General features: G+C 33.8%; 24 protein-coding genes. 17 read left to right on the plus strand and 7 right to left on the minus strand.

Annotated features, from left to right (window positions below):
* The first annotated feature begins 35 nt into the window (after positions 1 to 35).
* The 9 genes from H3T96_RS08845 to H3T96_RS08885 all read left to right on the plus strand — a co-directional run bounded on the left by H3T96_RS08845 (position 36) and on the right by H3T96_RS08885 (position 11,151).
* Positions 36 to 452 carry a DUF6631 family protein gene (locus H3T96_RS08845; RefSeq protein ID WP_144092265.1) on the plus strand — a complete coding sequence of 139 codons (417 nt, stop codon included), beginning with the start codon at positions 36 to 38 and terminating at the stop codon, positions 450 to 452.
* Positions 453 to 662: 210 nt separating this feature from the next.
* Positions 663 to 4,121 carry a phage tail length tape measure family protein gene (locus H3T96_RS08850; RefSeq protein ID WP_144092267.1) on the plus strand — a complete coding sequence of 1,153 codons (3,459 nt, stop codon included), beginning with the start codon at positions 663 to 665 and terminating at the stop codon, positions 4,119 to 4,121.
* A 3-nt stretch (positions 4,122 to 4,124) separates the two neighbouring features.
* Positions 4,125 to 5,057: a hypothetical protein gene (locus H3T96_RS08855; protein WP_144092269.1), complete on the plus strand. Its 933-nt coding sequence runs from the start codon at positions 4,125 to 4,127 to the stop codon at positions 5,055 to 5,057.
* A 15-nt stretch (positions 5,058 to 5,072) separates the two neighbouring features.
* Positions 5,073 to 6,032: a hypothetical protein gene (locus tag H3T96_RS08860; protein WP_144092271.1), complete on the plus strand. Its 960-nt coding sequence runs from the start codon at positions 5,073 to 5,075 to the stop codon at positions 6,030 to 6,032.
* Positions 6,032 to 7,693: a hypothetical protein gene (locus H3T96_RS08865; RefSeq protein WP_144092273.1), complete on the plus strand. Its 1,662-nt coding sequence runs from the start codon at positions 6,032 to 6,034 to the stop codon at positions 7,691 to 7,693. Before H3T96_RS08860 ends, H3T96_RS08865 begins: the two co-directional genes overlap by 1 nt.
* The gene (locus H3T96_RS08870; protein ID WP_144092275.1) at positions 7,680 to 8,492 is read left to right on the plus strand and encodes a phage BR0599 family protein; all 813 of its coding nucleotides are present in this window, start codon (positions 7,680 to 7,682) and stop codon (positions 8,490 to 8,492) included. The genes H3T96_RS08865 and H3T96_RS08870 overlap by 14 nt, the downstream gene beginning before the upstream one ends.
* Before the next feature lie 10 nt (positions 8,493 to 8,502).
* Entirely contained in the window at positions 8,503 to 8,736 is a 234-nt protein-coding gene (locus tag H3T96_RS08875) for a hypothetical protein (protein WP_144092277.1), read from the plus strand.
* The gene (locus H3T96_RS08880) at positions 8,717 to 8,938 is read left to right on the plus strand and encodes a hypothetical protein (RefSeq protein ID WP_198248635.1); all 222 of its coding nucleotides are present in this window, start codon (positions 8,717 to 8,719) and stop codon (positions 8,936 to 8,938) included. Before H3T96_RS08875 ends, H3T96_RS08880 begins: the two co-directional genes overlap by 20 nt.
* 2 nt (positions 8,939 to 8,940) lie before the next feature.
* The gene (locus H3T96_RS08885) at positions 8,941 to 11,151 is read left to right on the plus strand and encodes a phage tail protein (protein WP_144092279.1); all 2,211 of its coding nucleotides are present in this window, start codon (positions 8,941 to 8,943) and stop codon (positions 11,149 to 11,151) included.
* A gap of 169 nt (positions 11,152 to 11,320) precedes the next feature.
* Here the strand turns inward: H3T96_RS08885 and H3T96_RS08890 are convergent, their stop codons facing one another.
* The 6 genes from H3T96_RS08890 to coaA all read right to left on the minus strand — a co-directional run bounded on the left by H3T96_RS08890 (position 11,321) and on the right by coaA (position 19,144).
* Complete coding sequence (locus H3T96_RS08890) at positions 11,321 to 14,218, minus strand: bpX6 domain-containing protein (protein ID WP_144092281.1); 2,898 nt, start codon at positions 14,216 to 14,218, stop codon at positions 11,321 to 11,323.
* A gap of 4 nt (positions 14,219 to 14,222) precedes the next feature.
* A complete protein-coding gene (locus tag H3T96_RS08895; protein WP_144092283.1) occupies positions 14,223 to 15,989 on the minus strand; it encodes a hypothetical protein in 1,767 nt (588 codons plus the stop codon).
* Positions 15,979 to 16,404, minus strand: coding sequence for a hypothetical protein (locus H3T96_RS08900; protein WP_144092285.1), 426 nt, complete (start codon positions 16,402 to 16,404; stop codon positions 15,979 to 15,981). The genes H3T96_RS08895 and H3T96_RS08900 overlap by 11 nt, the downstream gene beginning before the upstream one ends.
* 1 nt (position 16,405) lies before the next feature.
* Complete coding sequence (locus tag H3T96_RS08905) at positions 16,406 to 17,491, minus strand: AAA family ATPase (RefSeq protein ID WP_039126158.1); 1,086 nt, start codon at positions 17,489 to 17,491, stop codon at positions 16,406 to 16,408.
* 245 nt (positions 17,492 to 17,736) lie between these two features.
* Positions 17,737 to 18,192, minus strand: coding sequence for a DUF1090 family protein (locus H3T96_RS08910; RefSeq protein WP_144092287.1), 456 nt, complete (start codon positions 18,190 to 18,192; stop codon positions 17,737 to 17,739).
* Between the two features lie 16 nt (positions 18,193 to 18,208).
* Positions 18,209 to 19,144: a type I pantothenate kinase gene (coaA, locus tag H3T96_RS08915; RefSeq protein WP_039126161.1), complete on the minus strand. Its 936-nt coding sequence runs from the start codon at positions 19,142 to 19,144 to the stop codon at positions 18,209 to 18,211.
* Positions 19,145 to 19,312: 168 nt separating this feature from the next.
* Here coaA and yihI point away from each other — a divergent pair, with 168 nt between their 5' ends.
* Positions 19,313 to 19,804, plus strand: a complete 492-nt coding sequence (gene yihI / locus H3T96_RS08920; RefSeq protein ID WP_144092289.1) for a Der GTPase-activating protein YihI — start codon at positions 19,313 to 19,315, stop codon at positions 19,802 to 19,804.
* Positions 19,805 to 20,133: 329 nt separating this feature from the next.
* Entirely contained in the window at positions 20,134 to 21,504 is a 1,371-nt protein-coding gene (gene hemN, locus H3T96_RS08925; protein ID WP_144092291.1) for an oxygen-independent coproporphyrinogen III oxidase, read from the plus strand.
* 76 nt (positions 21,505 to 21,580) lie between these two features.
* Here the strand turns inward: hemN and rsmC are convergent, their stop codons facing one another.
* On the minus strand, positions 21,581 to 22,621 hold the full coding sequence (rsmC, locus tag H3T96_RS08930; protein WP_144092293.1) for a 16S rRNA (guanine(1207)-N(2))-methyltransferase RsmC: 1,041 nt from the start codon (positions 22,619 to 22,621) through the stop codon (positions 21,581 to 21,583).
* Between the two features lie 89 nt (positions 22,622 to 22,710).
* Here rsmC and H3T96_RS08935 point away from each other — a divergent pair, with 89 nt between their 5' ends.
* The 6 genes from H3T96_RS08935 to cyaY all read left to right on the plus strand — a co-directional run bounded on the left by H3T96_RS08935 (position 22,711) and on the right by cyaY (position 26,022).
* On the plus strand, positions 22,711 to 23,115 hold the full coding sequence (locus H3T96_RS08935; RefSeq protein WP_144092295.1) for a DNA polymerase III subunit psi: 405 nt from the start codon (positions 22,711 to 22,713) through the stop codon (positions 23,113 to 23,115).
* The gene (rimI, locus tag H3T96_RS08940) at positions 23,087 to 23,548 is read left to right on the plus strand and encodes a ribosomal protein S18-alanine N-acetyltransferase (protein WP_086308598.1); all 462 of its coding nucleotides are present in this window, start codon (positions 23,087 to 23,089) and stop codon (positions 23,546 to 23,548) included. The genes H3T96_RS08935 and rimI overlap by 29 nt, the downstream gene beginning before the upstream one ends.
* 19 nt (positions 23,549 to 23,567) lie before the next feature.
* On the plus strand, positions 23,568 to 24,203 hold the full coding sequence (locus H3T96_RS08945; RefSeq protein WP_186279257.1) for a thiamine diphosphokinase: 636 nt from the start codon (positions 23,568 to 23,570) through the stop codon (positions 24,201 to 24,203).
* An 82-nt stretch (positions 24,204 to 24,285) separates the two neighbouring features.
* A complete protein-coding gene (locus tag H3T96_RS08950) occupies positions 24,286 to 25,083 on the plus strand; it encodes a hypothetical protein (protein WP_144092299.1) in 798 nt (265 codons plus the stop codon).
* A complete protein-coding gene (locus H3T96_RS08955; RefSeq protein WP_144092301.1) occupies positions 25,084 to 25,608 on the plus strand; it encodes a surface-adhesin E family protein in 525 nt (174 codons plus the stop codon). It abuts the gene before it with no gap.
* Between the two features lie 102 nt (positions 25,609 to 25,710).
* On the plus strand, positions 25,711 to 26,022 hold the full coding sequence (gene cyaY, locus H3T96_RS08960; RefSeq protein WP_039126182.1) for an iron donor protein CyaY: 312 nt from the start codon (positions 25,711 to 25,713) through the stop codon (positions 26,020 to 26,022).
* The last annotated feature ends 10 nt before the right edge of the window (positions 26,023 to 26,032 follow it).

Genomic DNA, 26,032 nt, shown 5'->3' on the forward strand with positions numbered 1-26,032 from the left:
GTGATATTTCACCGCTTTAATTGCAGGTAAATAAAATGGCAGAAAAAGTGACAACAACAAAAGAAGAATTCAATAATTTGGAAGTTTTAATGCCAAATCGGGAAATTACACTAGCTGGTGAAACAATTACAGTCCGAGAATATTCATTTAAAGATGCTCTAACAATCGGTAATGAAATTGACCAGTTTGTTGCATTAATTGTTGCAGAAATGAATAGCACAAACACACTATCAATTGAGCAAGCAGACTTAATTATTATTAATAATCTAAAACTTGTTTATTCATTAATCAGCACATCAATTCAAAAACCAATTACGTGGATTGAAGCGCTGTCGTATGAGGATGGATTACAACTATTAGACTGGTGGTGGGTCGTTAATTCTGGTTTTTTTATGAACGCGGTAACACGCAAAATCATTCGGCAAAACGCCACAAAACAGGTAAACCAGTAACATGGAGCGAAGTTTTTACGCTATTAATTAAAAATGGACATGGTGCACAGCAGTTACCAAATTACACACAACGACAACTACTGCTGTATTACGATGAAATAATTAAGCTGCAAAATAGAGAGAGAGCAAACAGGATAGAGGATGTTTGCATCGGTTTCAATGGCGGTAAACAAATTACGAAGTTTGTAAAAGAGTTACGTGGAGAGTGAAATGGCTAATAATAACGACATGAATATATCAATGAAATTTACGGCTGATGTGAATCGTGCCAAAAAAAATATTCAAGAAGTCGTGGAAGCAATAAACCTCGAACAACAGACCATTTCTGATTTAGTAAAAGTTGAGCAAACAGAAGCAAAAACACAAGAATCAGCCACCAAAGCCGCCAAAGAACATCAAAAAGAAGTTGGGAAACTACGTCAGGGATTAGAGCAGTTAGGTAAAACCGATACCAGTAATGAATTAAATAGAGTTTATGAAAAACAAACCGATGAGATGAATCGCGGCCAGCAAGCCATTATTAAATTAATTGAACAAGAAAAAGCTGAAGAACGGGCGCAAGAAGCGGCTGCAAAAGCGGCTAAGGAACATCAGAAAGAAGTTGAAAAATTACGACAAGGATTGGACTCTCTGCTGGCGAGTATTGACCCGGCAACTAAAGGTTTAAGCAGATTAGATGAATTAGAAAGTAAATTAAGAAAATCCAAAAAAGCAGGAGTAATAGATGACGAAACGTTTAATGATTATCTGGGAAAAATCAACAATCAACGAGTAGCATTATCAACCGTTGAATCTCTAAACGATGGCACCAAAAAATTAAATTTAAATTCAAAAGCTGCACAACGTAGTTTATTTATGATGTCAAAACAATTAGCTGCGGGTAATTTCAACGGGATTGGTAAGTCGATATTTTCGATAGCTAGCATGACTGGTAAGTTGCCACCATTGTTCAGTGCAGCAACATTGTCTGTTGTCGGGTTTATTGCAGCAGCATACGGAATTGCAAAGGTTTTGTATCGCATTTCAGCTGAGCAAGAAGCTTTTAAAAAATCGATTATTTCAACAGGAAATTATGCTGGTACAACAGCATCAAACCTAGAAGCCATGTCTCAAAAAATTGGTAGCATTGGCCACAATTATTCCGAAACCAGAGAAAACATCGCACAGTTAACTCAACAGGGCCAATTGTCAGCCAAGTCAATCGAAAATATAGGTACGGCTGCTGCATATATGTCAGCACTAACAGGACAAAGCAGTAAAGAAGCGATATCCAGTTTTAACAATATTCAAAAATCAGTTACTGAATGGGCATTTGAAACAAATAAACAATATCATTGGATGGATCTAGCCACATATAAACGTATTGCTGCACTGGAAGCTCAGGGTGATACGGAAGAGGCGATTGCTGTTGCGACTGGTAAATATGCAGATGTACTCAAAGCACGTGCTGAAGAAATGAAAAACCAATTAAATTGGTTAGAAAAAGCGTGGGTAAATTTTAAAAATGGTATTAGCGATCTCGGCAATTCTATAACAACGGAATTAAAGTTCAGTCTTGGCTTAGCAACATTAGATGAAGAAATTAAAAAAATTGAACAAGCCAAGAAAAGAGGTTTTTATATTGTACCTGGAGCCGATTCTATTCAGTACAATGAAAATGATGATAAATTGTTACAACAAAAATATGCCGAACGAGATAAGCTGAAAAAGGAAGCGGATAAAGAACGTGAACAATCAGTTAATGCCGAAAAAGCTATTTTAGCCCAAAGGCAGCTGGATGAACTTCATAAAAAAAATACAACTGATGCAGAACGTCAATCTCAAGCTATCGAACAGCTAAATAAAAACTACCAGGCATTATGGGCAGATAAAACAGGGCGTAAAGATCTAGAAGCGCAAGGGGTTACATCAGCTGATGGCCAGTCATTTTCCGGTGGCCAGTATGATAAAGATGTCAAAGAAATAACAGATAAATCGCTCAGGCAGTATAACGAACAATTAAAAAATAAGGTCGCATTACAGGAAAAAAGCACTGCAGTTGCTAAAGCACTTTATGAAATAGAAAAAGGTCAGTATAAAAATGCCAGCCCAGAGCTCAAAAAAGAAATTATCGCTAATGCTCAATTGATAGATGCGCACGAAGCAAAGAAAAAAGCAATACAAGAATCAGCCCAAGCGGCAAAATCTGCTGCACGTGAAACAGAGCAATTTATAAAATCGCTGGAATCACAAGCAGATAAGCAGGCACAAAAAACATACGCAACTCGTCAGGCGTTGATTGATTCTCAAAAATTAACGGTAGAGCAACGTAATCGAGCTAATGCGGCAAATAATGCAATTACAGCACACGAAAATAAAAAACTTAATGACGAATTACAAAATCAACTCAATTCGCTATTGTTTGACCCTACCCGACTTAAAAAGGCAGAGATTGATAGATGGTATCAAGCCGTAATAACTCAACTTAAAGCTAATAAAAATATCGAAGGTATTGACCTAATTGACCAGTTGTTACCACTAAAAAAAGCTGAAGCAAATCTTGCCGAAATTTTAGCAAAAGTTCAGCAAGCACAATCACAACAGTCAATTAAAGAACAAAGTATACAAGCACAAGTAACTGCTGGTTTAATAACACAAATTGAAGCACAAAGCCAGTTAGTTGATTTGCACAAGCAAACAGCGCAAGAACTTGCTAAATATTTACCTATTTTGCAAGCTATAACAGCGCTTCCTGGTCAAGTTGGAGAAAATGCACAAAAAGCACTTGCTACACTTCAGCTACAAATTGTAGAACTAAATAAAACTACCGATGCATTAACCAATGCATTTAAAAACGGGTTACAAAGCGGTATCCAAGGTAGTCTTGATTCATTAGCAAAAGGTACGTTTGAATTAAAAGATGCATTATTAAACCTTGCACAGAGTATTGTATCAGCAATGGCTCAAGTAGCAAGTAAAGGTCTTGCTGATATTGCCATGGATCAACTTAGTAACTTGGGTAAATCACTTTTTAGCTCAATAACCGATACAGCAGTTGAAAATACCAGTGCTATCACTTCAGCAGAATTGATGGGTACAGCAATCACCACTGCCACAAATGTTGGTTCGATTGAACTTAGTACCTCATTAACTACCGCAATGACAACAGGCACCGCAGGATTAACCGGCGCAATGGCAGCCGCATTTTCAAGTGGTGCAGCGACCTTATACACAGCAATTACATCAGCTAGTGCGGGTAGTTCCGCTATGTCGGGATTAGCGGGTGCAGCAACTGTTGCGGCAGCGACTGGTGGTTATATCAGTGGACCCGGTACAAGTACATCAGATTCAATTCCAGCCCGCTTATCAAACGGTGAATTTGTTGTGAAAGCAGAATCGGTCAAAAAATATGGCCTTGACTATTTTCACGCTATCAACACGGGTCGATTACATCGTTATGCAACCGGTGGACTTGTTAGTAATGTCAATATCCCAAAAGCGCCATTACTTGATGATAACCAACAACGCAAAAGCTCACCAACTGTATTGAGTCCCGTTATTCAGCAGGAACTAGTCATTGATGCGGGTGATATGGTCAGTCGTGGCATCAATAGCGTAACGGGTGGCAGAGCATTTAAAACATTTATTCGAGCAAATAAACAAACAATTAAACAAGATTTGGGGATTTAATCTATGGCTTATCAAAGTGGAATTGCAGATAACGAAATCGATTTACTGGATAAATTAAATCTATTTTTAACAACTGATAGTGAATTAGTTAAAACAGGTGATAACTGGACAGAAATTTACAACGGTGAAACTGCGGCTACAGCAACTATAGCAAAACGAAAATCATATGCATGGAGTGCGCCGGGTGCGACTACTGGCAATAATATTTATGTTGCGTGTAAAACAGCTAACAGTATTTCAAATGATATTTATAATCTTTATTTTTGTGGTGGAACCTATTTTAATGTCGAATTAGTCAATCAGCCTGAAAATGTATTTAATGGTATGTTAAATCGTACACAAGTCGGGCTATTTGCTGATAATAATCCATTACATTATTGGTTTTTTGCCAATAATCGTCGATTTATTGTGATAACGAAAATGACAACTGTTTATTCAAGTTGTTATTGCGGTTTTATGCTACCAAACGCATTGCCAAATGAGTACCCTTATCCACTAGTGATTGCAGGTAGCTGTAATGATGAACTACAACGATATTCCGTTACAACAGATTATTTTACGTCAATTATCGACCCTCGTATCAATCATTTTTACCTATTTACACCATCACAATCTTGGCAACAGTTTTACGGTTCAAAAGGTAGCCAAATAAATTTACTTTATCCGCGTGGAATTACTGGTTTTACCTATAAAAAAATAATCGACATATTAACAGCATCACCCGATAGCTACTCACCACTTTATCCTGTATCCATTGTTGACGTGACAAAAGGTGCCACACAATTCTGGGGAGCGTTAGACGGTGTTTACTGGATACCTGGATTGAGTCGAGCGGCGGAGGATACGATTAAAACCGATGATGGACGTGAATTTATTATTTTTCAAAATGGTTTTCGTGTAACGAATATTGATTTTTTTGCAATTGAAAAAGTATAGAAATTGGAGCTAAACATGGCATATCAAACGGGTAACGCCTCATCAGTCGTAGATTTATTATCAAAACTAGCAAAGTTTGCACAATCAGTTGATGGGTGGGTTGTTGATAAAATTGATACTAAAGCAAAAGAACTCTATTTACATAATGAAAATTGCTTTTGGAGCCTAAGAGTTGGATCATCAAATTCACTCCCCACGTTGTACATTGTTATCAACAATCAGTTTAACGCAAATTTATCCTGGGATAACCAAGCTGGTTCAAGCTCTGTTAATGGTAAAGCAAATTTCTATAGTTATTATTGGGGGGCTGGTACCAATTTTCATCATGAGCCATTTGCATCATATACATTTTTAGCAACAACGCAATATATTCATGTTGTTGTACGTGTTGATTCTCGCCGTTTTCGACATTTTGGGTTCGGAACGCTAAAAAAAGATGGAATTTACAATGATGGTCATTACGCGTACGGAACACATTCAACAAACACCAATGATACAAGTAACGCATCATATCCATTCACCAGTGATATGTACTTGTTTATCGGAAGCCGAGAGTATCGTTCATTTGCTAACGTTGTCAGAGTTAACAAAAAAGACTATTTTTTTGGAGTAAATGAGTCAGGTTATGAAGGCATAGGTGCAATAGGCATTGGTGATGCAACGATTCAGCGTGATATGAAACCCCATCCTGATATGTTGCTTGTTGAGGCAAGTTTATCTCAATTTAATAATTTGATAACGCTGGTGCCACAATCGATTTATCTGCATTTGGCTAGTGAACAATATCAACGCATCGGTGTAGTTCCTGATTTTTATGTTGCCAGAATTGATAGCGTTGTTCCTGGTACTATTCGTGAGATTAATGGTGAAAAATATTATTGCTGTGCGGCAACAATGTTTCAAACTGTCACATCCAATGTTCAAGATGAAGATAATAGTTATGACCTTGGCTACTTTTATAGAGTAATTGAGTAATGAGTAACAAAGATACAGGATACGTTATTAATGATTTGAAAAAAATTCGTGGTCAACGTAGCTTTGATTTACAATTATATCAAGGTATGGCTAAGCTCTCATCTGTTGTTGAAGATGAAACGGGGGTTGTTATACATGGTATACCTTTGCAGTTACTCAATGTGCAAAAAGGTTATATTACACAATCATTTTTAAATTTTATTTATAACAAGCTTTATATTAACCCATCTACTATTAATGTTGGCTATGTCAGTAATCAGCGCACTATAGAAGTATCAATTTTCAACGGTTATTTCAGCAGTAAAATTCTGACTAGTATTACCTATAGTGATAAACAAGGGGTCACTGTCAGTAATGTTACGTTACCACTTTTATTTAGCCGATTAAGCCTAAAAATATTATCAATTGATATTGATAGCTACGGCACGGATAGCATTAACTGTACAATTTCGTTTCATTTTTTAAACGCTGAAACTGTTACATTAGTGGTTAACGGTAATCGTTCGCTACCACTTCCTCTTTCTCCAAATTGGTCGCATGGTATTACAGAAACATTAGAATGGAAAACCAATGTACATCAATCACAAACAGGAGCAGAACAACGGGTAGCAATGCGATTAACACCTCGTCGGACATTTGAGTTTCAAACGCTTATCCATAAACACGAACGTCGACAAATTGAAAATATACTATTTCAGAACTATTTAAGCTCATTTTCATTGCCGATTTATAGTGATATAGGATTACTAGATAGAGAAATTAAACCAGGTGATAAGACAATTTATTTATCAACAATCGGTCGAGATTATCATATAGGAGGTAATTTAACAGTTATCGATGGTAGTAATACAATTGTTGGAAATATTGAATCAATTAAAAATTCAAGTATTACACTATCTGAACCGATATATACAGCTGTTTTAAAAGGTGCAAAAGTATTTCCTATTAAATCGGCAAAATTGACTGAACCACCTAAAATTATCAGGCGAACAGATGAATTAGCAACCGCAGAGTTACGATTTTTAGTTGTTGAAAAAAATGACATTAACGTTAATGTTGAGCTACCTATATACAATAATTTTTATGTGTTGGAGCAAGAACCAGATTGGTCAGATGATGTACATGTTTCATGTGAATCAATGAGACGTGAAATCGACAATCAAACGGGTATCGTGTACTACTCAGATAGCGCGAATCGTGTTTTTAGTACTCAATCTCATGAATTTTTAATTAATGGACGTAATAAACAACTTGAACTGCGTGCCTTGTTTTATGCCCTACGTGGTCGCCAAAAACCAATTTTTGTACCATCGTTTAGTAATGATTGCAAACTGGTTGATGATGCAACCAGTGAAATTTTAGATATTGAACAAAATAATATGACTGAAACTGATCTCGGCGGACAGTTCTTAAGAATTTTACTGAGTGGTAACCGCATTTTATATCGTGAAATTGTCAACGTAAAAAGCAATAACAAAGGTGGACTTCGGTTATTGCTCAATAAAAAAGTTGCATTTATGTGCCAGGAAGTAATCAAAATATCCATAATGCGTCTATGCCGTTTAAATGATGACAAAGTTGTATGGGAGCATTTAACTGATGCTGACGGCACGGCGAGAGTAAACGTTACATTTAGGGAGGTAAGATATGAGTTGGAGTGAGTTTGAGTATTCTGTTGCAAATGGACAACCATTAACACTGTATGAGTTTAAAAGGCAGAATTTTTATTACCGCTATACAAATGCCGATCGCTCGATAATGGTTAATAATGCACTGTGGGAAGCGATTGCAATTAGTGATAACGGATTATCAGCAAGCAGTAATAATAATGTTGAAATTACCTTACCCGTTACGAATAAAGTTGTTTCTTTTTATCGAGGTGTGCCACCGAGTACATCGGTAAAAATTACAATTTATCGCATGCATTATCATGATAATCAACAAGAGTTACGGGTGGCATGGGTAGGTAATATCACTGAAGTAAAACGTGAAAAAATTGGTGAATCCAAAATTATAACAACTAATATTGTCAATACATTTAGTCGTCAGGGATTGAGGCTGACTTGGGGCAGAAAGTGCCCCCATGCACTTTATGATAGTAGATGTAATGTTAAAGCTCGTCATTATGTCATTTCAGGATTAGAGATCACTGCATTAGATGGTAAATCAATTACATTCAATGCGCCTCAGGGTATTAATAATGGTTACTTTAGCGGAGGCTATATTGAATATGAGTTTGAAGGTCTAACAGAAAGACGAGGTATTCGCATGCATAACAACAATAATTTAAGTCTGTACGGTGGGAGTTATGGCTTGAGTATAGGTTTGATAATTAATGTATATCCTGGTTGTGATAATACGATTGATACATGTAAAAATAAATTTAATAACCATTTGAATTATGGTGGTTGCCCACACCTGCCCGGCAAATCACCGTATAGCATTACTAAACTATTCTAGGAGGTTAATTATGTGGTGGGCGATTGCGCGTTTTGTTGTTGTACTGGTTGCATCCTATTTTCTAAATCAAGCATTAGCCAAAAAAAATAATAATAATAAGGTTAATGCTGCAACGTTTGATGACTTTGATTATCCCCAGCCAACAGAAGGAACGCCGCAGTGTGTGTTTTTTGGTGACTGTTGGACTGCGGATTGGTTTGTGCTTGCTTATGGAAATTATCGTTATGAAGCAATTAGAAAATAGTATATGGATAACTATGGCAGATATTCGCCGAGGTGGAGGCTGTGCGTGGGGATTAAGAGCCTGGTTTAAACACTATGGACTGAGTTTTAACGATTTTATTCAAAATGGTGGGATTGATAGCGCAACGTTTTTAAGTACAGGTGATGCATTAGCTATTCGTATTGTTGAACTTGCAAAGCAAGCTAGTGTGCTTAAGGGGTAAGTATGGGCAGTAAAAAGAAAAAAATAACAGTTGGTTATAAATACTTTTTCAGTATTCAGTCTGGGCTTGGGCGTGGACCAATTAATGAGTTAGTTGCTATTACCGCTGATGATAAAACTGTGTTTGCAGGTCGAGCAAATGAAGTTACTGTTAGCAAATCAATTTATATTAATAAGCCGAATTTGTTTGGTGGTACTAATGTTGGTGGTGAAGGTGGAATTAAAGGCATATTTGAAATCGCAATGGGTGATGCAGATCAGGAGCCAACTAGTCGTGTAAAAAATTTACTGGGCGGCGTTGTGCCTGGTTTTCGGGGCATGGTTACAACGTTCTTTGACGGTTTAATTAGTGCTTATTCAGCAAGTCCAAAACCGTGGAAATATAGAGTCAGACGGACAACACAAGGTTGGTCAAATAACAATGTATGGTACCCAGAAAAATGTATTATCATGTTATATGATGATAAATCAACAATAAATGAAAAAGATAATGGAATAAATAGCAATTTAAGAACTATTCACGCAATGAATCCTGCGCATATTTTGATAGAGTGCGCAACCGACAATGATTGGGGACGAGGATTGCAACTATATGAGGATATTGATTTAGATTCATTTAAAACTGCTGCTGATATTCTATATAATGAAAAATTCGGTCTGTGCTTTCGTTACAATCGACAAGATGGGTTAGATACATTTGTACAGCAGGTGTTAGATCATATAGGCGCAGTACAATATGCTGATTTAACAACAGGAAAAATTAAACTAAAACTGATTCGTGATAATTACAAAACAGAAGATTTACCATTGTTTAATTATGATAATGGTATTTTAGTTGTACAGGACGATGATAGTAGCGCTTCCGATAACGTGCCAAATGAAGTTGCGGTAAAATGGCATAATCCAGTCACAAATGAAGATAGTGAAGTTCGGGCACAAAATTTAGGGGCAATTCAAGCTGTTGGTTTAATCAGTAGCTCTATTGAATATAAAGCACTACCAACATTTGAGCTGGCTGCACGTGTTGCACAGCGAGAACTGGAATCTGGAATTGCGGGTTTAATTCGTCTAACGATTCAGTTTGATCGACGCGGTGAAATATTAACTCCCGCTGATTGTTTTCGGGTATCACTTCCAGACAGAGATATCAAAGATATGGTCATGAGGGTTGGCTCTATTAACGAACACGAAGATGGAATGATTGAAATTACCGCAATTCAGGATGTTTTTGGGTTGGCTGACACCGTTTATAATAGTGGTAATCAATCTGGGACAGGGATAGTCCAAGATATAACACCAACACCGGTTAAAAATTATATGTTATTTGAATCTCCCTATTTTGCAATGAGCCAGTTATCAAATTATGACGTTAATAACGAGTCAGGTTATATGTTCCTAGTTTCTGCCCAGCCAAATTCACACTCAATTAACTATTTATTACAAACTACAACTAAAGGTGCTGATTTTACAATAAGAGGAACAGGCGACTTTACGCCAAGTGCAATCTTAATCAATAAACGTCAGTTAAGTAAAATAGATACTCAATTAAACGTGATTTTTAACAAAGATATGACAGATGTTTCAATTGGTAGTGCAGCTATTATTGATAATGAAATTGTTCGAATTGATGCATTTGATGAGTTAAATGGCACCTTAATCATAGCAAGGGGATGTGCAGACACATTACCACAAACACATAATAAAGATTCGTTTATCTGGTTTTTTGATAGTTTATTCGAAACGGATGGTATGGAATATTTAAAAGGCGAAGTTGTTTATGTTCAACAATTAACACAAACTAATGCTGAAACACTCAGTGCAAATAAAGCCCCCATTCGAGCACTAAAATTTGACGCAAGAGCTGCACGGCCATATCCTCCAGCTAATTTACAGGTAAATGGTGTTATTACAGAGACAATAACACTAAAAGAACAAGAAACAATAGTATTAACATGGTTACATCGAAACAAAGAAATACAACAAGATAATCTCATTGCATATAATGAAGGTAATATTGATAAACCAGAAACCGTTGAATATCATATTGAATATTATTTAGCTGGTGAGCTAAACAAAACAGTAGTAACAAATGAAAATTCTCACGAACTAGAAATTAATGAAACTGAACATTATGATGAAATTCGGATCTATGCATACGATACAATATCTGAATTAGAAAGTTTACAAAAATATATTTTACAAATTAAAGCTTAATATTTGTAATTTGTTTTCATATGATGAAAAATACAGAATAGTTAATTATCACTTAATTTGAGCGTGATTTATCACGCTCGGCATCAACATATGACTTGTGAACGAATGTAATAGTTAACTGTAAAAACTAGCCAATATTTCTTTAAAAAATTAACTGTCTAATCAAATTTTATAAAGAAAAAGAAGTTACTTTATTTTCACTAATGTTTATGTGCATCACTCTACCTTGTTTATCAAAAAAATAATATTCATTACCGATAGAAGAACACGACACAATTGTTGATGATTGCCAATCAATCGTTATATGTTTGCGATTAGTATAGGGATGATAAAGATTAATTTCATAACCTGTTTCATCTATTCGTTGAATGACTAAAGCTATAAGTTCACCTGTAGATAATATAATTAGATTATCAAATTGTTTTTTCTCGATCTGTAATTGAAATTCGAAATCATTGTAATGGTGATATTTAAATTGCAAGCGTTTAGACGATTCAATATATTCAACTTTTAAGATCTTGTGATTATGACCCATTATTAACCGGTCATAATACCCATCAATTTCCAATCGCTTTGTTAAACTATAGTCAGGTAAACAATAATACAAAATTTCAACTTTTTTCTCTGCGTTGTGGCTTAAAACCATTATTTCATGATTTTTTATTACCAACTTATTTATCATATTAGGATAAAGATCGATTCGCCGTACCACAGATAATTTATGACTAATATCAATCAGTTCAAGGCAATTATTTTTAATGATAGCCCAATTTATACCATCAAACTCAAAGCAGCATAATTGGAAGTTAACAACGCCTAAATCGATTGTTTTCTTGGTACTCAAATCTAGTTTATGAATGCGGTAGTAATTATCTTGTTTAGCCAACGCTAAAATTTGCAATCGATTCGAAGATACGACAAACTTATCGGCAACAATCATAAAATGATCAAGTTGCTTGCCTTTATTATCCACTCTTATAATCCCTGCTTCACCTAATGCGAGCAAATATTGATTATTGATTAGCGGGATCATGTCATAAATCGCTCTATGGCCTTTGTGCGGACTCTGATAATGATCCAAATGATATTGCATTAATAAAGATTTATGCCTAACCAGTTTTAATGAAGAGATAGGCAGATCTATCTGTAATGTTCTATCTTCAGTAAGAGAAATTAATTTTGCAATTTTAGCTTTAGTTAACTCATTAGGATAAGTAATGGCATCAACAATTATCTCGTTGATCATCATTCGTAATAAATCTTGCAATTTTTGAATATTTTGCTGATTTTTTAAAATTTCATTAGCCAGCTCTAATCTTACTCGATAATGAGCTTGTTCAGTTTTTATATCAATCAAAGTTCTTTCAAGTTTTATTATCGAATTAGGTATTAAAATAAGACGCTTTACGATCGCTTTAGCATCGTATATATCCATGTTATTAAACCACTGTTCAGCAAGATAACGATATTCCGAGAGTGACCAAATGACATCAATTGCAGCTAACCAATCTGCTTTTTCGGCTAAAGTCTTAGCCCAGTAAAGTTTTAATTTATTGGCTATTTCAAAGTGTTGTTTTTCAAGCATCAAAATTACAGCTTCAAAGGCATTATCGCGTCTGGCTAACATAACCGCTGTATTCCATTCATTTGCCAAACAACAAAGTTTTATACATAACTGAGTTTTAGCATTCCTTGCAATTGCTAACTCCATGGCTTGTTTATATCGGTTGTGTTGTTCTAAAAATTCTATTCCTTCTTCTAAATGATTGAGCAGTTCTACTAGAACAAAAACCGCTTCATCTATTTTATTTTGTTTGGCTAACGTCTCAAAGCTTTGTCGATATAGTTTTTTCAGGTATTTAAGCTTTTCAGAATCAAGATAAATTGAGGATGAATCGCCATAAACACAATCACTTATCGACAGTTTATTTCGTGGATTGGGTGTACCATAGGTTTTTTCGATTGAATTTTTCTCATCATTGATCGGAAGAGCGTAACGCAAGGCATTTAACAAATCACCTTTCTCAAACTTTTTAATCATTGTTTCAATGTAGTTACTCTGTCGAAAAGAAAACAAATGACTAAATTTTGAAAATAATGTTAAAAAAGAATGGCTGTTAAGCAGTGATTTTTTTTTATGCTGAGAGGGAGATGACAAAGATGAGTGATTAACTTGTGGTAACTCATTGGCATTAATACTGTAAGAAAATGATTTTTTTAACATGCCATCAACTAAATCTTCTTTTGTTTCTTCCGAGAATATTCGATTTAGCATTTTTATGGTTTTAATAAAAATAACAAAAATACTCACATGAAAAAAGCTTACTATTATAAAAATAAATATTTTATAGAGATTTTTACCAAGTGAAGTATTAAATGAAGATATTTTTAGAGAATAAATAACATACAATGCTATCAGCAATATTGAAGGAATAACAACTGCTAAAATAATATGACTTTTTTTAATGAGTTTTTCTTGAGACAAATGATTATTTTGTTCATCAATTTCTTTATCTTGATTAGTTATCTCATTACTATCAATAAATTGTAATTTTCGAGGACTTGGTAATGGTATTTTGCCATCAAATATTTGTTCAAAGGATCGACTCTCTAAACTGAATTCTGGTAGTTCATTATGGACGATATTTATTAAATAACGATTGGTTTCATACAATTGATATTCACTAAGATCAACCCAATTAGCGGGATCGATATTGTTGGCATCTTCACAACGATAACATTGAATATCATTACCCATAACAATGACCAAATCATAGTTAATTATTTTGCAACTCAGTTTTTTGGGGAGTTGCATAGAACTGAGGATCCCGTTATCTAAAATTAATGGCCAACCAAGTAAGGTATCACAATTCACGGCTTTTGCCGATGGAAACTTAAGTAAATCACCATGTTCAAATTGATAAATTGAGCATCCTAAAAACCATGATTTTATTAAAAGACGTTGACGCTGCTCGCGATCAAACCACTGCGTTGGAAACCATATTCCCGCTACGTTTTGAACGCCTTTTAAGGTTGGTTCTGGGATAAAAAAAGCTTTTTCTTTCATATCATTAATCAGCTTTATGCAATTTCAATCTTATTGATTGTGTTTTCAAAGAATATAAAATCAATTCCCCGTTATCCATAATAACTGAAAACGATTGAGCCAATGAGTTATAATGATAGAGAACAATTTTATATGATGACTTGAAACAAACATCAATTTTATGACTGAGATAATCAAACAATGCTACTTGTTTTTTATCTTTATCAATTATTAAGAAATTAATTTTTTCTTCATGATTATCATAGAAAAAACCAAAAACCTGCCATTCTAAGGGGGTTGTTACTTCGACATAGCTGTTTTCATCAACAAATACTTGCCATTGATGCTCAAAACCAACAGCTAAATGACCAAATCCAGTCAACCATAAATTTTCGGATGAAATAAAATATTGCAAATTTTCATTAATTTTTTTAATGCTTAAATAATAGGACAAATGATTTAATGCATAACCTGTAATGCAAAACTGTGCTTGATCATCTTGGTAAATATAACAGGCCTGTTTTTCACTCAGTTTGAACAATACTATTACATTTTTGGCAATTTCATGTTGAGAATTAAGGATATCACCATAATAATTTATCCAATACACAGAATAAAGTGATTGATGCTCGTCTATGTATAAAAGTTTTGGATTATGATCGCCATATAGATATAGAAAATAAGATAATTGATTGATAGCGTTAATGTTGATCTCTTCCGATAGCTCTCTTTTTGGGATATCTGATCCCCATAAATAATATTTTTGATTTTCTTGATACAAGGCTACGATATGTTTTCCTTGAATATCTAAACCCAGTACATGAGATTTTAAAGAATAATTTTTGACACGACATACCTGTCTTTGAGACAAGATATCATTAATCGTAATAAAACAAATTTTGTTATTTTCACTATTAAATACTAAAACGTGGTTACTATTAGGTGAAATATCAAGATGCAAGTTGGCATTTAAAGGAAGATACGATTGTTCATTAATAACAGCGTAATTACTACCAGACTCAAATAGTCCAGATAACATCTTTGCGCAAATAACTTCATTGGGTAATTTTAACTCAAAATGGTTTGATATTTTGTTATTAGTCATATCAACAGATAGACTTGTAAATTTACTTATTAATCGATTTATCGATATTTTATGCGTAGCAAAATCAACTTTTGAAAAATTATTCCCAATTATCCAGCACTCATCATAAAGTAATTCAGACTGTTTTAAATAATCTTTCCAATAATCAAGATGTTTAGTATCGAGGCAATTCATAGTACGATTTTTTAATAATAACTTTAGCTCTTCAATACCTGAAAATAACATCAATTCTGAGTTAGATTGTAAGATGCCCCAATAAAATTGGCTATTAAGGTTATGAGCACGGATATCAAATAATATCATCAAAATTAGATGTGCCACACGAGGCATACCCAATTGTAGTAATCCACAATCAAACAAAGCGATAATCACTCCATTCGCTTTTGGTTTTTCATATGCTGGCGTTAAAAAAAGATGCTCATTATTGGCTGCTCGGCGAATAAATTCATCAGGTTCTTCTTGAGCAATTAACCATTCAGTTGTTAACAAATGTTCATATTTTCCTCGCTTTTGCAAATCGCTTGAATCTGATGATAGTTGTTTACTGCATCGACTTTCGCTGATTGAACCTATAAAAAGATTAAATTGCAAAAGTAAATCAGCAATAATCGGTTGTAAGTTCTCATCAAACCTTGATAACCAATGTTGCCAAGCTTGAAATGGTTTGGGTAGTGGTTTATAAGGCATATTGAATAAACTCTTTAGTTAAAGGCCAGCTAAAACTTAATGGAATGATAGCCTGCGGACGATCCCATAACAGGACATGCTTATGCTCAAATTTATTCGCTATAGCATCGGCTAGAAGTAAAGAAGGAACGGAGGGTTTGGCATGACATGGTAGCCAAAGTAAAGGGGTCTGGTTGTCAACCATAGCATATTGCACACCATCAACCCAAGGTAATTGAGAGGACGGACCGATGATAATAATAAAATGGTTACCTTTGATAAATTGAAATTTAGTTAAATCGAATTTATCTAAATTTTTTGAAAGATGAGTAAGTAAGTGTTTAACCGTTTCATGCCAAGCAACAACCGCGATAGGGGTTATTGCTTCATCATCATTGGGTTGCCAATGCCAGTTAATAACAATCTTGTTGTTCATATTAGACAATCAATTTAATTAATTGTGTTCTTAACTGCTTTAATGGCTCAGGTAGAGTATCGATGGTGTAATTAGCATCGATTTCACGTAACACATGTTCAATTCGAACACCACCATTATTTAGGCAGTTATTAGCCTGTTCAATTAGGCGTTGCAGACGTGCATTCGGTTGTTGTGTAGCCAATTCAGTTGCATAAAACAATTGAGAATTATTTGAGAGTGTAAAAAAATCATTTAAGATTTCTTGTCCGCGTTGTTGCATATCTAAAGTAGGTAATACGTAATATAAAGGCCAGATATCTTGTTTTTGAGCTTCAAATCGACCATTTATTAACGCAGCAGCAGCAATAAGTTTTAGTGTTTTTACTACTCGCCTGTCGGATAAAATGATTCCATTTTGTCTAAGTAACCGAATAGCATCTGCGTAAAAAGAAATAATGTTATCTAAATTAACATTTTTAAGATTATCACTTATTGCTGAAAGTTCAGTTAATGAACTCAATGAATCAACATCAGTAAATTCAGCTTGCCACCCACCTACTAACATATCTTCAATAAAATTATCCGTTACGGGATCAATAAAAAGGTGAATTAAAAAACGATCAGCGAAAGCAACCAGCTCTTCATCTTGAGGAAGTGAATTTGATGCCCCTATGCAGATTTTTAATGGGCAACTTATTTGAGTATGTCCACGTCTAAATTTACGTTCATTTAATATGCCAAGTAAAGTATTTAAAATGGCAGTTGATCCTAAAAATACTTCATCTAAAAAAGCAATTTCTGCTTCAGGTAACATTCCTTGAGTATCGGTTTCAACCGTCCCTTCACGAAGTTTTTTAAGATTTACGGTTCCAAACAGTTCGGACGGTTCTGTAAAACGGCCTAATAGATATTCAAAATAGTTACCATTCATGATTTTAGCCATTCGCCTTACTACAGCACTTTTTGCTGTACCTGGCGGTCCGATGACTAATAAATGTTCTTGGGCAATAGCTGCGAGTATGATCAGTTCCGCTAGTTGTTCACGTCCAATAAAACCTTGAGTAGCAACTTTTATACATTGACGAATTTTAGAAACATGTTCCATTATATTTCTTTCTGAATGATTATACTTATTATGTTAATTAATATTTAAGGATTATAAATCATTTTTACAAAAATAATCTAAGTGAAATGAAAATATATTTGCCAGAATTTTAGTTAAATTGCATAAAAAAGATGACCTCAAATAGTTAAATAACTACTTGAGGTCAATGTTGATTAAATAAATTTCAATATTATTTTGCCGTGTGAACCTATCTTTTTAATTTGGACAAAATTAAAAAATTCAGATTATTTAGTTTTAGCTTTTTTATAATAATCCGCTAGGTTATTTTTTGCTTCAGAAAGTTCTTTTTCTGCATCATGTAATTTAGATTTTAATGCATCAATTTTATCTTGATTTGCATCAACTCCAGCTTTTTCATACTCTTTCGTTTTTTCGGCTAATTCTTTGGTTTTGTCAGAAACATTTTTGCTTTTTTCATCCACCAATCTTTTAAATTTTTGTTCCAATGTTTCATCGGAACAATTGGTGTTAACTTGTTGAAGTGCTTTTTCAAGTCCTGTTACTTCAAAAGTATTATTGGCTTTTTTAGCTTGTTCTATTTTTGTTTCGATTGCTTGCTTTTTAGCATTGCAAGTTAATTCTTCACGTGTATCATTACTTGATGCATAACTATTTACTGAAAACGCTGTAACTAAAGTGATAATGCTTAATTTACTTAATAACCCTATTGCTGATTTCATATTGAACCTCCTAAGTTTATTTTCTTAATTGAACATAATCTACTTTGTGATCTTCACCTTTTGTCAAAATTAAACTGGCTCTTTCACGGGTTGGTAAAATGTTTTCAACTAAATTTAATTCGTTTATATCGCGCCATAAGCGATTGGCAATACTGATTGCCTCTTGTTCTGGCAATTTAGAATAGTGATTGAAGTATGAATTAGGATCACTGAAAGCCCCTGCTCTAAATTTTAAAAAACGGTTCACATACCACTGATGTAATAAAGATAAATCAGCATCAACATATATTGAAAAATCGACATAATCCGAAACAAAGACTCGATTATGTGCTTGAGTATAATTGACCGCACCTTGTAATACGTTTAATCCTTCCAAAATTAAAATGTCTGGACTGTCAATCACGATCTCTTCATTTTCAACAATATCATAAACTAAATGTGAATAAACCGGTGCTTTAACTTCTGCTTGTCCTGATTTTATATCGGCAACAAAGTTAATGAGCTTTTTAAGATTGTAAGATTGTGGAAAACCTTTTTTATTCATAATGCCTCGCTCTTCAAGGCATTTATTTGGATATAAAAAACCGTCTGTTGTAACTAAAGCTACTTTTCTATGTTCTGGCCAGCGAGTTAACAATGCCTGTAATACACGTGCTGTAGTACTTTTACCAACAGCAACACTGCCTGCAATACCAATTATATAAGGGATTTTTTGGCTTTTACCTAAAAATTTGGATAATACTGCCTGCCGACTAAAACTGTTACTAATATAGAAATTAAGCAATCTTGATAAAGGTAAGTAAATTTCACTCACTTCATCCATTGATAAATCTTCATTGATTCCCTGTAAGGAAATGAGTTCTTCTGGTGTTAAAGTCATTGGTTCCGAATTACGCAAGCTTGCCCATTCTTTACGGCTAAATTGCATGTATGGACTCAAATGATTATTCATGTTTATTTCTCTATAACGATTGATTCTAGAATATTCGGCTCAGATTATACATAAAACTGTAATTTTACAATCACAAATTCACAATGTGTCTTCCTCATAGCTATATTTTAGACTTACTGATAAAATACGTTGAATAAATGATTAACCAAAGTGTAAAACAGAGATAGTATGTTAAAAACTAAATCGAAACAAAAACCCAAAAAAAGCCGTCAAGAAATTAATGAAGAGTCTCGCGAACTCAAACGTAAACGCAAACATAAAGGTTTGCCTAGTGGTTCACGTTTTAATAATACAGATAATAACAAAAATAACAATACTCAAAAAGCAGTAAAAGATCCACGTATAGGCAGTAAAACGCCGATTGCTTTAGTCGTTGATACAAATATCAATACGACTAAAGTAGTTAAACAACCTAAACCTAAAAAAACGGTTCTTTCACCACAACAAGAATTAGAGCAACTTGAAAACGATCCTAAATTGGATATGTTACTCGATTTAGTTGAACAAAATGGCAAGTTGACTAAAGAGCAACAAACTTATTTGGACAGCAAATTAAATCGAATTGATGAACTGATGCAAGAATTGGGTTATACCGACGATGATTTTGAAGATCTCGATGATCAGAAAGAAGATATTGTGAGTTTATTAAAACGTAATTAATTGTAGGCAATAATTTTAGCTTGCCTAATATTATTTTTTCAGTAACGTCAGGGATTGTGTCATAAAAAATCCCTGACACACGTTGATAATAATGGATATCTTATTCAAATCATAATTTATAACAAATAGCGAGCAAATAGTAATGCCAATATTGATAATGTTAAGTTTATATTTTGGATTATTAATTTGCACATTATTGTATTTGCATAAAACAAACCAGATTAAACTGAAAACAATAACCCGAGCAAAACGTATAACTAAGCGAAAACCAACTTTAATAAGTCATGGATATAATAACGCTAAACACAGACTTAAACGGAAACAGAAGCATGACTGAAACACAATTATGGGATCAGGCCTTAATTGAAAAATATAACTATTCTGGTCCAAGATATACTTCGTATCCCACTGCACTTGAATTTAATGAAAGTTATAATGAACAGGATTTTTTGAACGCGACTTCTCGTTACCCTACTCAACCCTTATCCTTATACGTACACATTCCGTTTTGTCATAAACTTTGTTATTTTTGTGGTTGTAACAAACTTATTACTCGTCAAACACACAAAGTCACTAAATACCTTGATATTTTAGACATTGAAATAGCAAAACGCGCCAAACTTTTTGAAAACAGAGTGGTGACACAAATGCACTGGGGAGGAGGAACTCCCACCTTTTTAACGGATCAAGAAATTAGCCGATTAATTACCTCTCTAAAATCCCATTTTAACTTTGCTGATAATGCCGAGCTGTCAATTGAAATCGATCCTCGTGAAATTACGCCACAAACTATCGATCATTTAGCCAGTGTTGGCTTTAATCGCTTAAGTATGGGGATTCAGGATTTTAATCATGAGATCCAAAATCTGATTAATCGCGAACAGGACGAAAATTTAATTCGGTCATTGATCGATCAAGCTCGCAAAAATCGTTTTCATTCAATTAGCCTTGATCTAATTTATGGTTTACCCAAACAAACGGTTGCCAGCTTTACCGAAACACTCAATAAAGTGATTGATATCTCGCCGGATCGTTTAAGTGTGTTCAATTATGCACATTTACCAAGTCGCTTTGCAGCTCAACGCAAAATCAAAGATAACGATTTGCCCAATGCGGCGCAAAAATTATTGATTTTACAAACCAGTATTGAAAAGCTAACCCAAGCAGGCTATCAATATATTGGTATGGATCATTTTGCTAAGCCAACCGATGAACTTGCTCTTGCTCAACAGAACAATAAATTACATCGAAACTTTCAAGGTTATACCACACAAGGTGATGCAGATTTGCTCGGATTAGGCGTCTCTTCAATTAGCATGTTAGGCGATAGTTATGCGCAAAATCAAAAAGATCTTAAAACCTATCAACAACAAGTCGAACAGATCGGTAATGGTTTATGGAAAGGTTTCACATTAGATCGTGATGACCTTATCCGTCGTGATGTGATAAAACAATTAATTTGTCATTTTTATCTTGATAAGAAAATGATTGAACAGCAATACAATATTAATTTCGACGATTATTTTGCCGAAGATTTAGCACTTTTACAGCCATTGCAGAAAGATGGATTGGTCATCATTCATAATGATAAAATTGAAGTTCCCCTTAAAGGTCACTTATTGATCCGTAATATCTGCATGTGTTTTGATACTTATATGCGTAAAATGGCAAGACAACAGCAGTTTTCGCGAGTAATTTAGTTTTAGTAAAACCCAAAAAAGTTACGGCTAACACCGTAACTTATTTAAATAAATTGAAACAAATGCTTTTAGCTATTTAATGACTCGCTAAATAAACTTTAAATTTAGTTGTTTGTGCAATGACTTCCACACTTTTGAATGTTTCGTCTAAAATCGATTGATAAGGCAAAAATGAATTTGCCACAATGCACAAATAACCATTTAATTTTAGATGTTTTTTGGCTTCTTTAATTAGCGTATTGACGGCTGTGTAATTTGTCTCTTTACCATCATGAAAAGGCGGGTTAGAGATGATAAGATGATATTTATCATTTAAATTAGAAAATACATCACTTGCAACAACACTTCCTTTGACATGGTTACAATTTAGCGTAGCTTTACTTGACTCAATTGCTGCACTACTCACATCTGACAAGGTAAGCTCAATATCTGGATATAGTTTACCGACAACCGTAGATAATATGCCCGAACCACAACCAACATCTAACACATTGCCTTTGATGATTTCAGCATGATCAACTAAAGCATTGAGTAATAATTCGGTTCCAGAATCCAAACCTTTTTGGCTAAACACGCCTGGCAAACTTTTAATTTCAATATTTTGATTTTCAATGGTTAGATGATAACTCAACCACCATTCATTTAAATCAAACGCTAAACGACTTTCAGCTTGAAAATGATACAATCCACAGCGTCTTGCGCTATCAATTTTTTGAATGGTACCAAAATCATTTAATAACGCTTCAACACTTTTTATACCGGTACGATTTTCACCGACGATGAAGATATCGCTCCCTTTGGGCATATTATTAAGTAAATAAGAGAGCTGAAATTGTGCTTCACTTTTCGTTTTTGGCCAGTAATAAATTAGCGTATTCATTCCAGCATAAAATTCAGCATCCGGGAGTAACGAAAAATTAGTTTGCGCACCACGCACACTATTTTTTAGACGCAAATAAGTATGAAATTGAGTACAGTGAATTTTAACTTGATTTGCGACCATTATTGCAGGATAACTATCTTGTATATCACCTGCAATAATCACATTTTTATCATTAAAAAATGTTTGATGACGTTCAATTACCTGACTTGCTGGAGTAAAAACAGATGTTGCCATAGTACCTCAATGAAAAAACCTTTATAATTTTAGTCGTTGATTATACAATTAACCCTTATTATTCACTAATAAAAAATAGTAATTCCATAATGACTGAACAAGATTGGTATTTGCAACAATGCAATATTACTCAATACATTTTGCGTAATTCAGCCGTATTTAAAGGTGAAATGGCAACCCATATTAGTGATGAAATTCGTTTAATTGTTGTTGCCGACCAAAAACCAATGCAAAAAATATACAAAGATATTCTTAATGCTATTCGGCTAAAAGAAGATCAAGTATTAATATTTACACCATCACAATTGATTATTCCAGCTAGCGATATAAAAACGGTAGTTTGGTTTATCGATATTACGCCTGATGAAAACTGGCAAAATCAATTAACCATACAAACAGCAAGTTTAGATGTTTTAGCTAATGCACCACAACAAAAACGCCAACTTTGGCGACAATTATGCCAATATGAAAACTATTTCCATCCTCAATCATAATGATTTAACCGAGGCTTTTGCTTTAGAGCAGCTTTGTCATACGCTCCCATGGTCTAAAACGACGTTTTTTTCAAATCAAGGCGATCGTTATTTAAATTTAAAGCTGACCATAGATAATAAGATAATTGGTTTTTGCATCTGCCAACTGGTTGCTGATGAAGCCAATCTATTTAACATTGCAATTCACCCTGAATTTAGACAGAAAGGATTAGCTAAAGAGCTTTTAAATAAATTAATTGAAGAATTGATGTCACTCAATTCTAATAAACCTATTGCCTCTTTATGGTTAGAAGTGAGAAAATCCAATGATGCAGCGATTCGCTTATATCATTCACTTGGTTTTAACCAAATAACAATCAGAAAAAATTATTATCCAACTGTTGATGGAAAACAGGAAGATGCCATTATAATGGCCTATACCTTAACTTTATAAAACAGCAAAGTATATGACAATGCAAAGCAATAGAGCCCTACTTTTTGTAAATGGGGAACCGCCCAAGCGCTATCCCGACAATATAGATAAATATGCTTTTATTGCCGCAACAGATGGCGCTTATCATAACTATCTTTATACTTCATCAATAATCCCTAATTATATTATTGGTGATTTAGATAGTTTAGATAAAAGCCGTACTCTACCAAGAGGAATCGAAATTATTCATACCCCTGATCAGAATAAAACGGATTTTGAGAAAGCAATCTTATTTTTAGCAAATAAAGGGGTGAAAAAATTTGATATCTATGGTGCTTCTGGTCATGCCAGTGACCATTTCTTAGGAAATTTATCAGTTGCAATGCATTATTATCATCGATTGGATTTTACTTTTTATGATAACTATTGTCAGTTCTTTTTTTCCAAAAAACAGCAAACTATTTATGATGTAAAAAACCATATCATTTCTTTTATCCCATTGTCTAAAGTCACAAATGTCACAGTTACAGGCGTTAAATATCCATTAATTAATGCAACATTAACGTTAAGAGGATTAACAAGCTTAAGAAATAAAGCTATCATGGATTTTGTCGAAATATCGTTTAAAAACGGTGACTTACTTGTTTTTATAGAAAATAAATCTACACAAGATTGACAATAACATTTACATTACTTTACAATACCATACACAACTATACACACATTAGCAGAAGAATTACTTAAAAAGGGCCTCCTCCATGTTCATTAAAAAACTGTTTGTGCTTATTTGCTCTTCACTAATTTCTTTTGTGGTTTATGCACAAGACCAAACTATCGTAAATGAAACAAATAAAGTAGTTGATTCTTTTTTTCAGTGTGATAATCAATTTTTCAAGCAATTAGCAATAAGTAAAGACACTTTCGGTCAGTATGCGGATTTAGCCACTGTTGATAACTTTGCTTATATTGTTGTCGATTCGGTTGAATATAATAATAAAAATAAGGTGATATTTAAAAAACCACTTGAATACAAAGGGTTAAATATTGTAGGCTATCAAAATATCTTTATTCCAACCCCATTATCTGGCCAATTTTATTATTGGGGATTTATTTTAGACAATAAATCTCAAGACGTTAAACAGTCGCTTACTAATATTAACTGGTTAAATTTTAACGAAAAAATTTATTTTGCTAATCCTAAAATTTATGATCGCAAAAGTAAAAATCAAACTTGGTTAGATAACCCTTATTCAATTGACATGGTGATACCAAAACCGGGTACTGTTGAAAAATCCTTATATTTAGAACCGATTACAGATGATCAAAGTCGTATAATTTGCTCAATACAAGGAGATATTGATAAAAAAATTCTCTATTCAGTACGCCCAGATATGAAACCTATCGATAAGGAATATGAAGCAAAGCGTAAAAAAAGAATTGAAGATTATAACCGATTAAAACAAAAAGAGAACCAAGAAAAACTGAAATCCCAGCAAGAAAAAGATATTAATCAAAAGTTAATTATAACTAATTCAAAAAATGGGGATAAACTCTAAATGAAAAAATTATATTTGTTATTTATTCTCTTTTCTTTTTCAGCTTTAGGTAATGATTTTAACACTTCAACTTCAACCAGTAATAATAAAAGTAATACAAATAGCTCTCATGAAACAAATGAAAATTTAAAAGATTCGCGCATTGGGGAACAATTTATCCCAATGACTAAATTTAATGAAGATAAATCGATAGGCTATTCTTTTATTGATAGGAGTTCTATTGTACTGCATCCCTATAATAAAAAAATTCGCGTATTTAATGAGGTGGTGAATTTTATTCCTCCACTCGTGCAAGAAAATAGTGAAGGTGAAAAAATCACATACCGATCAATTGTAATTCAACATTTCGCAAACTGTGACAAGAAAGAAATCGCCAAAGGAATAATCCAATTATTTGAAAATTACTTTGGTGATGGTCGTTTGGTGAGTACCAATGACACGCCTAACCAATGGGCAAATGCAATTGACAATAATGAACAACGTCGATTGTTAATTGTTGGTTGTTCATTATCTATTGCTCATTAAATATTACTGATTTTTTGTTGATATCTGACTGCCACTTCTTGTGGCAGATAGTTATCGATTATGCTAATATCATTTTACTACATCAATATTGATTAATTTCCTATGAACATCACTGAATTTCATGCTATTACCGATCAACTATTTAATAAGATCGAATTATTTTTAGATCACTTTGCCGAAGAACAAGACATTGACATTGATTATGAAATAAATGGTAATGTGATTACCATAACTTTTCCCAATTACAGTAAAATTATCGTCAATACTCAAGAACCCCTTTTCCAAGTTTGGCTAGCGACAGAAAAACAAGGCTATCATTTTGATTATTCAGAAAACGATTGGGTATGCACTCGCACTAAGCAATCGTTTGATCAAATCTTCTCCCAATCGGTAACGGATCAAGCGACAATATAACGACAAAGTT

The sequence above is a fragment of the Gilliamella sp. W8136 genome, assembly GCF_016101285.1.
GTDB lineage: Bacteria > Pseudomonadota > Gammaproteobacteria > Enterobacterales > Orbaceae > Gilliamella > Gilliamella apicola_N.

Bases quoted from the DNA above. Each gene is read 5' to 3' on its own strand.
- H3T96_RS08845 (WP_144092265.1), top strand. From the start codon at position 36: ATGGCAGAAAAAGTGACAACAACAAAAGAAGAATTCAATAATTTGGAA.
- H3T96_RS08850 (WP_144092267.1), top strand. From the start codon at position 663: ATGGCTAATAATAACGACATGAATATATCAATGAAATTTACGGCTGAT.
- H3T96_RS08855 (WP_144092269.1), top strand. From the start codon at position 4,125: ATGGCTTATCAAAGTGGAATTGCAGATAACGAAATCGATTTACTGGAT.
- H3T96_RS08860 (WP_144092271.1), top strand. From the start codon at position 5,073: ATGGCATATCAAACGGGTAACGCCTCATCAGTCGTAGATTTATTATCA.
- H3T96_RS08865 (WP_144092273.1), top strand. From the start codon at position 6,032: ATGAGTAACAAAGATACAGGATACGTTATTAATGATTTGAAAAAAATT.
- H3T96_RS08870 (WP_144092275.1), top strand. From the start codon at position 7,680: ATGAGTTGGAGTGAGTTTGAGTATTCTGTTGCAAATGGACAACCATTA.
- H3T96_RS08875 (WP_144092277.1), top strand. From the start codon at position 8,503: ATGTGGTGGGCGATTGCGCGTTTTGTTGTTGTACTGGTTGCATCCTAT.
- H3T96_RS08880 (WP_198248635.1), top strand. From the start codon at position 8,717: ATGAAGCAATTAGAAAATAGTATATGGATAACTATGGCAGATATTCGC.
- H3T96_RS08885 (WP_144092279.1), top strand. From the start codon at position 8,941: ATGGGCAGTAAAAAGAAAAAAATAACAGTTGGTTATAAATACTTTTTC.
- H3T96_RS08890 (WP_144092281.1), bottom strand. From the start codon at position 14,218: ATGAAAGAAAAAGCTTTTTTTATCCCAGAACCAACCTTAAAAGGCGTT.
- H3T96_RS08895 (WP_144092283.1), bottom strand. From the start codon at position 15,989: ATGCCTTATAAACCACTACCCAAACCATTTCAAGCTTGGCAACATTGG.
- H3T96_RS08900 (WP_144092285.1), bottom strand. From the start codon at position 16,404: ATGAACAACAAGATTGTTATTAACTGGCATTGGCAACCCAATGATGAT.
- H3T96_RS08905 (WP_039126158.1), bottom strand. From the start codon at position 17,491: ATGGAACATGTTTCTAAAATTCGTCAATGTATAAAAGTTGCTACTCAA.
- H3T96_RS08910 (WP_144092287.1), bottom strand. From the start codon at position 18,192: ATGAAATCAGCAATAGGGTTATTAAGTAAATTAAGCATTATCACTTTA.
- coaA (WP_039126161.1), bottom strand. From the start codon at position 19,144: ATGAATAATCATTTGAGTCCATACATGCAATTTAGCCGTAAAGAATGG.
- yihI (WP_144092289.1), top strand. From the start codon at position 19,313: ATGTTAAAAACTAAATCGAAACAAAAACCCAAAAAAAGCCGTCAAGAA.
- hemN (WP_144092291.1), top strand. From the start codon at position 20,134: ATGACTGAAACACAATTATGGGATCAGGCCTTAATTGAAAAATATAAC.
- rsmC (WP_144092293.1), bottom strand. From the start codon at position 22,621: ATGGCAACATCTGTTTTTACTCCAGCAAGTCAGGTAATTGAACGTCAT.
- H3T96_RS08935 (WP_144092295.1), top strand. From the start codon at position 22,711: ATGACTGAACAAGATTGGTATTTGCAACAATGCAATATTACTCAATAC.
- rimI (WP_086308598.1), top strand. From the start codon at position 23,087: ATGAAAACTATTTCCATCCTCAATCATAATGATTTAACCGAGGCTTTT.
- H3T96_RS08945 (WP_186279257.1), top strand. From the start codon at position 23,568: ATGCAAAGCAATAGAGCCCTACTTTTTGTAAATGGGGAACCGCCCAAG.
- H3T96_RS08950 (WP_144092299.1), top strand. From the start codon at position 24,286: ATGTTCATTAAAAAACTGTTTGTGCTTATTTGCTCTTCACTAATTTCT.
- H3T96_RS08955 (WP_144092301.1), top strand. From the start codon at position 25,084: ATGAAAAAATTATATTTGTTATTTATTCTCTTTTCTTTTTCAGCTTTA.
- cyaY (WP_039126182.1), top strand. From the start codon at position 25,711: ATGAACATCACTGAATTTCATGCTATTACCGATCAACTATTTAATAAG.